General features: G+C 71.4%; 7 protein-coding genes. 2 read left to right on the top strand and 5 right to left on the bottom strand.

All coding sequences use genetic code 11. From position 1 onward, the window contains the following. Position 1: 1 nt before the first annotated feature. The 4 genes from rhaS to VFV67_RS19925 are packed head-to-tail and all read right to left on the bottom strand — an operon-like array spanning position 2 to position 4,548. Complete coding sequence (gene rhaS, locus VFV67_RS19910; RefSeq protein WP_326472002.1) at positions 2-1,075, bottom strand: rhamnose ABC transporter substrate-binding protein; 1,074 nt, start codon at positions 1,073-1,075, stop codon at positions 2-4. Then, positions 1,072-2,085: an ABC transporter permease gene (locus VFV67_RS19915; protein WP_326472003.1), complete on the bottom strand. Its 1,014-nt coding sequence runs from the start codon at positions 2,083-2,085 to the stop codon at positions 1,072-1,074. The genes rhaS and VFV67_RS19915 overlap by 4 nt, the downstream gene beginning before the upstream one ends. After that, a complete protein-coding gene (locus VFV67_RS19920; protein ID WP_326472005.1) occupies positions 2,078-3,073 on the bottom strand; it encodes an ABC transporter permease in 996 nt (331 codons plus the stop codon). The genes VFV67_RS19915 and VFV67_RS19920 overlap by 8 nt, the downstream gene beginning before the upstream one ends. Continuing rightward, positions 3,070-4,548 carry a sugar ABC transporter ATP-binding protein gene (locus VFV67_RS19925; protein WP_326472006.1) on the bottom strand — a complete coding sequence of 493 codons (1,479 nt, stop codon included), beginning with the start codon at positions 4,546-4,548 and terminating at the stop codon, positions 3,070-3,072. The genes VFV67_RS19920 and VFV67_RS19925 overlap by 4 nt, the downstream gene beginning before the upstream one ends. A 106-nt stretch (positions 4,549-4,654) precedes the next feature. On the opposite strand from VFV67_RS19925, the gene VFV67_RS19930 reads away from it, so the two are divergent. Then, positions 4,655-5,656: a LacI family DNA-binding transcriptional regulator gene (locus tag VFV67_RS19930; protein ID WP_326472007.1), complete on the top strand. Its 1,002-nt coding sequence runs from the start codon at positions 4,655-4,657 to the stop codon at positions 5,654-5,656. Here VFV67_RS19930 and VFV67_RS19935 read toward each other — a convergent pair. Continuing rightward, positions 5,653-7,107 carry a serine/threonine-protein kinase gene (locus tag VFV67_RS19935; RefSeq protein WP_326472008.1) on the bottom strand — a complete coding sequence of 485 codons (1,455 nt, stop codon included), beginning with the start codon at positions 7,105-7,107 and terminating at the stop codon, positions 5,653-5,655. The two genes, VFV67_RS19930 and VFV67_RS19935, sit on opposite strands and share 4 nt — an antisense overlap. Before the next feature lie 95 nt (positions 7,108-7,202). On the opposite strand from VFV67_RS19935, the gene VFV67_RS19940 reads away from it, so the two are divergent. Continuing rightward, positions 7,203-7,961 carry an endonuclease/exonuclease/phosphatase family protein gene (locus VFV67_RS19940; protein ID WP_326472010.1) on the top strand — a complete coding sequence of 253 codons (759 nt, stop codon included), beginning with the start codon at positions 7,203-7,205 and terminating at the stop codon, positions 7,959-7,961. Positions 7,962-8,025: the final 64 nt, after the last annotated feature.

Consider the following 8,025-nt stretch of genomic DNA (forward strand, 5'->3'; position numbering starts at 1 on the left):
CTCAGAAGTCGAACTGGTCGATGTTGGCGGCGTTGAACGCGGTCGGCGGGCCGAGGATGATCTCGCCGTCCTTGCCGATCTTGCGCTCACCGAGCTTGCCGCACTTGAGCGTCTCCCCCTCGGCCCCGCTGATCTGGCCGGAGGCCAGCGCCGCGGCCGCGTAGCCGGCCAGGTAGCCGAGCTGGCCCGGGTCCCACAAGGCGAACTCGGTGACCGTGCCGTCCTTGACGAAGCTCCGCATCTGGTTGGGCGTGCCCAGTCCGGTCAGCATGACCTTGCCCTTGCTCGGCGAGGAGGACAGGTAGCGCGCCGCCGCCGAGATGCCGACGGTGGTCGGCGAGATGATCCCCTTCAGGTCGGGGTAGGCGGACAGCAGTGCCTGCGTCTCCTGGAACGACTTCTGGTCGTCGTCGTCGCCGTAGGCGGTCTTCACCAGCTCGATCTTGGCGAACTCCGGCTTCTTCAGCTCGTCCTTCATGAACTCGATCCAGGCGTTCTGGTTGGTGGCGTTGGGGGTCGCGGACAGGATGGCGATCTTGCCTTCGTTGCCGATCTGCTTGGCGATGATCCGGACCTGGGACCGGCCGATCTCCTCGGAGCTGGCCTGGTTGATGAAGACCTGCCTGGCGTCCTTGGCCGCGTCGGAGTCCACGGTCACCACCTTGATCCCCTTGGACATCGCGTCCTTGAGCGCCGGGGCGACCGCGTTCGGGTCGTTCGCCGAGATGACGATCGCGTCCTGCTTCTGCTGGATCAGCGTGTTGATGTAGGAGACCTGGGAGGACGCCGAGGCGTCCGACGGGCCGACGTCCTTGCCCTCGCCGCCGACCTCCTTGACCGCGTCGGTGCCGCCCTTGTCCATGATCACCATGTACGGGTTGTCGATCTCCTTGGGCAGGAAGGCGATCTTGAGGCCCTGTTTCATCGGCGCGTTCGGGTCGGCGGAACTGTTGCCGCTACCGGAGTTTCCGGCCTGTGGAGCGGAGTCCTTCGTGGTGCCGCCACATCCTGCGGCAAGCACGACGGCCAGCGGCAGGATCAGGGCTGCCGCGCGCACACGGCTGGAGCGGATCATCGGTCCTCCTCGTTGAGGCCGTGGGAGACCGCGGCTCCCACGGGATCTGGGCTCCGGCTCGGCTGGGTACCGGCCGGTGGTTGCGGGCGCCTGCGACGGGCGATGGCGCCCGCCGCGACCGGAACCAACACGGAGACGATCAGCAACAGGCCGGTGACCACGTTCTGGACCTCGTTGCTGACGTCGTTGAGGAACATCAGGTTGCGCAGCCCGGCCATCAACAGCAGGGCCGTCGCCACGCCGAACACCGACCCCCGGCCACCGAAGATGGAGACCCCACCGAGCAGAACCGCGGCCACCGCGGCCAGTTCGAGGCCGTTGGCGTTGTCCGCTCGGGCGCTGTTGTAGCGCAGCGTGTAGATCAGCGAGGCCAGCGCGGCCAGCGCGCCGGACACGCAGAACAGCAGCATCTTCACCCGGTCGACGCGGATCCCGGAGAACCGGGTCGCCTCCGGACCGAGGCCGATGGCGAACAGCGCCCGGCCAAGCGGGGTGAAATGCACGGTCACCGCGGCCAGCACGCCGACCACGACGACGACCACGGTGCCGTACTCGATCGCGAGCGGCCGGTAGTTCTCCGGGAACCCGGTCACCGCGCCGTCACCGAGCACCACGTAGGCCAACCCCCGGTACAGGCCGAGCGTGCCGATCGTGACCGCGAGCGACGGGAGCCCGAACTTGACCACGAGCACCGCGTTGACCGCGCCGAGCGCCAACCCGGCGAGCAGCACCACCGGGACGATCGTCTCGAAGGACATTCCGGCGTTCCACAGCTTTCCGGTCAGCGCCGAGCAGAACCCGATCACCGAGGCGACCGAAAGGTCGATCTCGCCGGTGAGCACGATCGGCAGCAGCGCGAACGCCAGCAGCGCCACCTCGCTGTAGTCCAGCAGCAGGAACCGCACGTTGTCCGGGTCGGCGAACCCGGACGTGCTGACCGCGCCGTAGCCCAGAACTGCCAGGCACAGCAGGAAGAGCAGCGTCTCCCAGCGGAACAGTCGGTCAGCCACCGGCACCTCCGACGCTGGTTCGGCGGCGCAGCCGGGCCGCGACCCGCAGCATCACCACGCGATCGAGCGAGATGGCCAGCAGCAGCGCGGCACCGTCCACCGCGCGCTGCCAGAACGCCGGCACGCCGAGGATCGGCAGCGCGCTGGTGATCGTGGTGAGCAGCAGCGCACCGAGCGCGGCGCCGACCACGGTGCCGCTGCCGCCGAAGATCGCCACCCCGCCGACCACCACCGCGGCCACCACGGCCAACTCCCGCCCGGAGCCGACGGATGCGTTGATCGTGCCGAAGTACGAGGCGTGCAGCACACCGCCGAGGCCGGCGAGCGCGCCGGAGATCACGAAGGCGACGAACACCCGCCGCCCGACCGGAATTCCGGAAAGGCGCGCGGCGTCCGGATTGGACCCGATCGCGTACAGCTCCCGGCCGGGCCGGAACGCGCGCAGCGCATAGGCCGCCACACCGAGCACCAGCAGCGTGATCACGGTCAGGTTCGGCAGAAAGAGCAGCGAACCGTTGCCGAAAGCCAGGAAGTCCGGGGACATCCGGTCGGCGTTGACCTGGTGCACCCCGGTGGCCGACGCCCAGGCGTAGTCCAGGCCCCGGAACACGTAGAGGGTGCCGAGCGTGACCACCAGCGCGGGCACCTTGGCCACCGCCACCAGCGCCCCGTTGACCACCCCGCACACCGCGCCGAGCGCGATCCCGGCCAGCAGGACCACGATCACCGGCATGTCCCGGTCGGCCAGGTACAACTGTCCACTGAGGAACGCGGAGAGCCCGAGCACCGAGCCGACCGACAGGTCGATGTTGCGGGTGATCACCAGGATGGCCTGGCCGACCGCGAGCAGCGCGATGATCGAGGAGTTCAGGAACAGGTCGTGAACCCCTTGCCGGGACAGGAAGTTCGGGTTCACCACGGTGGTCACGGTCACGACGGCGACCAGCACCAGGACGATGCCGAGCTCCCGGCCGGCCAGCGCTCTCATGATGCGCCGCCGGTCGCCGCGCGCAGCACCGACTCCTCGGTCGCCGCGGACCGGTCCAGCTCGGCGGTGATCCGGCCCTCGTGCATGACCACCACCCGGTCGGACATGCCGAGCACCTCGGGCAGCTCGGAGGAGATCATCAGCACCGCGACCCCGCTCGCGGCCAGCTCGGAGAGCAGCCCGTGCACCTCGCGCTTGGCGCCGATGTCGATGCCTCGGGTGGGCTCGTCCACGATCAGCACGGCCGGGTCACCGGCCAGCCACTTGCCGAGCACCACCTTCTGCTGGTTCCCGCCGGACAACGTGGTGACCGGATCGGCAAGCCGGCGCAGTCGCACGCCGAGCCGGTCGGTCCAGGTCCGGGCCAGGGCGCGCTCCCGGGACCGGCGAACGATGCCGAAGGTGCTGACCGAGCGCAGCCGGGGCAGGCTGGCGTTGCGCTCGATGGACAGCTCCGGGATCAGCCCCTGCTCCCTGCGGTCCTCGGGCACCATGGCCAGGCCCGCGCGGATGGCCGCCCGCGGGTCGCCGGCCGGCAGCGTCCGCCCGCCGACCCGGACCACGCCGCGGTCCCGGCCGTCCACCCCGAAGATCGCCCGGGCCACCTCGGAGCGGCCGGAGCCGACCAGCCCGGCCAGCCCGACGATCTCGCCGCGCCGCACGGTCAGCGAGATGTCCTCGAACACCCCGGCGCGGGACAGGCCGAACACCTCGAGCGCGGCCTCGCCGGGCTCGGAGCGCCGGCCGGGGAACAGCTGCTCGATCTCCCGGCCGACCATGCTGCGCACCAGGGCGTCCCGGTCAAGGCCGGCAAGCTCCCGCGTGGTCACCGGCGCGCCGTCGCGCAGCACGGTGACCCGGTGGCACAGCTCGTAGATCTCGTCCAGCCGGTGGGAGATGAACAGCAGCGCGGACCCGTTCTCGGCGAGCCCACGGGCCACCCGGAACAGCCGCTGCGCCTCCATTCCGGACAGCGCCGCGGTCGGCTCGTCCATCACGATGATCCGCGCGTCGGCGGCGAGCGCCCGGGCGATCTCGATCACCTGCTGGTCGGCGATGGACAACCCGCGGGCCGGGCGGTCCGGATCGATCGGCACACCGAGCGCGCCGAACAGCTCGGCGGCGCGGCGGCGCATCCCGGCGCGGTCCACCCGGAACGGTTGCCGGCCGATGAACACGTTCTCGGCGGCGGACAGGTCGGGGAACCGGCTGGGTTCCTGGTGGATCACGGCCACGCCGCGGTGCTGGGCATCCCGCGGGCCGCCGAACCGGACCGGGGTGCCGTCCAGCCGGACCTCGCCGTCGTCCGGCTCCTGCTCACCGCCGATGATCCGGACCACTGTGGACTTGCCGGCGCCGTTCTCGCCTGCGAGGGCGTGCACCTCACCCGGGTACAGGGCCAGCGAGACGTCCCGCAGCGCGCGCACCGCGCCGAAGGACTTGCTCACCCCCCGCAGCTCGAGCAGCGGTTCCACGGCACCTCCGGATGAAACGTTTCATCAGAGTCGTCGCAAAGCTAAAGCAGCATGTCCGGTACCGTCAAGACACGGTTTGAGGTCGGTACGTTGATACGATTCAGGCATGCCAGCGAGCATCAAGGACGTCGCCGAACGGGCCGGGGTCTCCATCGGAACGGTGTCCAATGTGCTCAACCGGCCGGAGAAGGTCGCCGCCGGCACCCGCGAGCAGGTGCTCAGCGCGATCGCCGAGCTGGGTTTCGTGCGCAACTCGTCGGCCGCCCAGCTGCGCGCCGGCACCAGCAGCTCGCTCGGCCTGATCGTGCTGGACATGGCCAACCCGTTCTTCCAGGACGTGGCCAAGGGCGTCGAGGACGTGGCCACCGAGCTTGGCTACGCGCTGATGCTGTGCAACTCCGACGAGCGCGGCGACCGGGAGAACCGGCACCTGCAGGTGCTCGAGGAGCAGCGGGTGCGCGGTGTGCTGATCACTCCGGTCTCGGTCGGCTCGGACCGGCTGGACGCGCTGCGCCGCCGCGGCACGCCGACCGTGCTGGTCGACCGGCACGACCCGAGGGTGGACTGCTGCTCGGTGGCGGTCGACGACGTCGCCGGGGGTGAGCTGGCCGGCGCCCACCTGATCGGGCTTGGCCACCGCCGGATCGCCTACGTGACCGGGCCGCTCGGCCTGCGGCAGTGCGCCGACCGGCTCGCCGGGCTGCGCCGTTCGGTGGCCGCCGCCGGGCACGACCCGGACGAGGTGATCGAGATCGTCGAGGCGCCCGCGCTCAAGGCCCGGATCGGCTACGAGGCCGCGCGCCGCCGGTTCGACGACGGTCCGCCGGTGGACGCCGCGTTCTGCGCCAACGACCTGCTCGCGCTCGGCGTGCTGCGCGCGGCGATCAGCACCGGCCGGCGGGTTCCGGACGACATCGCGCTGCTCGGCTACGACGACATCGAGTTCGCCGCGGACGCCGCCGTGCCGCTGTCCTCGATCCGCCAACCGACCATCCACATCGGACGGACCGCCGCCCGGTTGCTGATCGAGGAATGCGACCGCCCGGCGGCGCACGCCCATCAGCAGGTCATGTTCAAGCCGGACCTGGTGGTGCGCGAGTCCACCTAGGGCGCCGGGTCGTAGACCTTGCGGGCGTACCAGGCCAGCGCCGCGCGCAGCTCGCGGACCTCGCGCCTGCGGCCGGCCGGGCGCCGCTCGTGCGCGACCGGGAACACCCGGAACCCACCGGAGTACACCGTGCCGAGGCCGGCGTGCCCGGCCTCCGGATCGGCGAGCCACGCCACCAGCCACGGTCGGCGCTTGTCCTCCACCACCCGCACCCGGGCCAGTCCGGACCAGTCCAGCCGGTGCCGCTGCTCGCCGCGGCCGACGGTCAGCCCGTCGCCGGACACCTCGACCCAGCGCCGCGGTCGCGCCAGGATCCACACCATCCGCGCGGTCGGTACCAGCAGCGCCACGAACGCCACGAAGAACAGCACCGCCGGCAGGTCGTCCCCGAAATCGTTGGCCGACTGGGACAGCGCGCCGCAGAGCAGTGCGGCGGCCGCGAACACCCCGGCCCAGACCGCGGCGGAAACCTTGGAGGTGCGGAACACGGCACGGTTGCCGGCGCCGGGCGGGGTTTCCTTGGGTGGCGGCATCAGCGGTGCGTCCAGTCTGGTGTAGGGCCGGGTCGGGGGGCGCGGCACGCCACGCGGGATCTCGGTGCTGCGCTCGGCGACCATTGTGCGCACCCGGTCCGGCAGCCAGGCGTCCTGGCCGGGCAGACCCACCTCGCCGAGCAGATCCGCCGGCGTCGGCCGCAGCTGCGGGCGCCGGTTCAGGCAGCGGGAGGCCAGCGGGCGCATACCCGCCGGCACCGCGCCAAGGTCCGGCCGGGCGTGCACCGCGCGGTACAGCAGCGCCATGCTGTCCCCGGCGCCGAACGGACCGGTTCCGGTCGCGGCGAACACCAGCACGCAGCCCAGCGCGAACACGTCGCTGGCCGCGGTCGCCTCGCCGCCCTCGATCTGTTCCGGGGACAGGTATCCGGGCGTGCCGACGAACATCCCGGTGGCGGTCAGCCCGGCGTGCCGCAGCACCTTGGCGATGCCGAAGTCGATCACCCGAGGGCCGTCCTCGGCCAGCAGCACGTTGGCCGGCTTGAGGTCGCGGTGCACCAGGCCGGCGGCGTGGATCGCGGACAGCGCCTCGGCCAGGCCGGCGACCAACCGGCGCAGCGCCGGCTCCGGCAGCACCCCGTAACCGCTGACCGCCTCGTGCAGGTTCGGACCGGGCACGTACTCGCTGGCCAGCCACGGTCGTCTTGCGTCCGGATCGGCGTCCACCACCGCCGCGGTCCAGAACCCGCCGACCGCGCGCATGGTCTCCACCTCCTGGCGGAACCGGTCGCGGAACCCCGGGTCCTCGGCCAGCTCGGCCCGGGCCACCTTCACCGCGAGCAGCCGGCCGCCCGGCGAGCGGGCCAGGTACACGGTGCCCATCGCGCCGCGCCCGAGCCGGCCGATCACCGTGTAGTTGCCGATCCGCTTCGGATCCTCGGTCTGCAGGGACTGCACCGGCGGGAGCCTAACGCGGAAATCCACTAGTGCGTGGTAAATCGGCGCCGCGGCCATACGATCAATGCGGGGACCCCGGGTGTTGAGGAGGGGACATGCGCGTAGGTCTGGCAGCCATGGCCGTCGCCGTCGGCGCGATGATGATCGGGGCACCGCTGGACGCGCCGGCGGCGACGAGCACGGTCAAGGTGCTCCAGCTCAACATCTGCCACAGCGGCGTGGCCGGCTGCTACACCGGCGAACGGGTGATGACCAAGGCCATCTCGGTGATCTCGTCCACCCGCCCGCAGGTCGTCTCGGTCAACGAAGCCTGCTCCGGCGACGTCGAGCGCCTGCGCGCCGCCATGGGCCCGGCGAGCACCATGTTCGTCGCCGCCCAACGCCCCGCGGGCAACCCCGTGCTCTGCGTCAACGGCCAGGAGTACGGCAACATCATCATGGTCGCCGCCGATCTCGCCGGCGGCCCCGGCGTCAGCGGCCGGTTCACCGCCCAGGACTCCAGCACCGAGATGCGCGCCTGGGCATGCCTGCCCGCCGGCGTGCTCAGCGCCTGCACCACCCACCTCTCCGCCCGCGATTCCTCGGCCGCCATGGCCCAGTGCCGCGAACTCCTGGCCCGCGCCGTTTCCTATGCCGGCACCGCCCCCACCGTCGTCGCCGGCGACTTCAACCTGCGCTACCAGGGCAACCCCAACATCCAGAACTGCAACCCCGCCGGCTTCTACCGCAAAGGCGACGGCAGCGTGCAACACGTCTTCGCGACCACCAGCCTCGCCTTCGTCAGCACCACCAGAATCGACATGTCCGGCACCACCGACCACCCCGGCTGGCTGGTCACCGTCACCCGAGGCTGAAACCAACGCCCGGCTGCGCTGTCCTGAACTACAAGGAAAGTGGGCAGCGCCCGGCGCCTGCGGC

The organism is Actinophytocola sp. (assembly GCF_035762905.1).
Taxonomy (GTDB): Bacteria; Actinomycetota; Actinomycetes; order Mycobacteriales; family Pseudonocardiaceae; genus DASYTH01.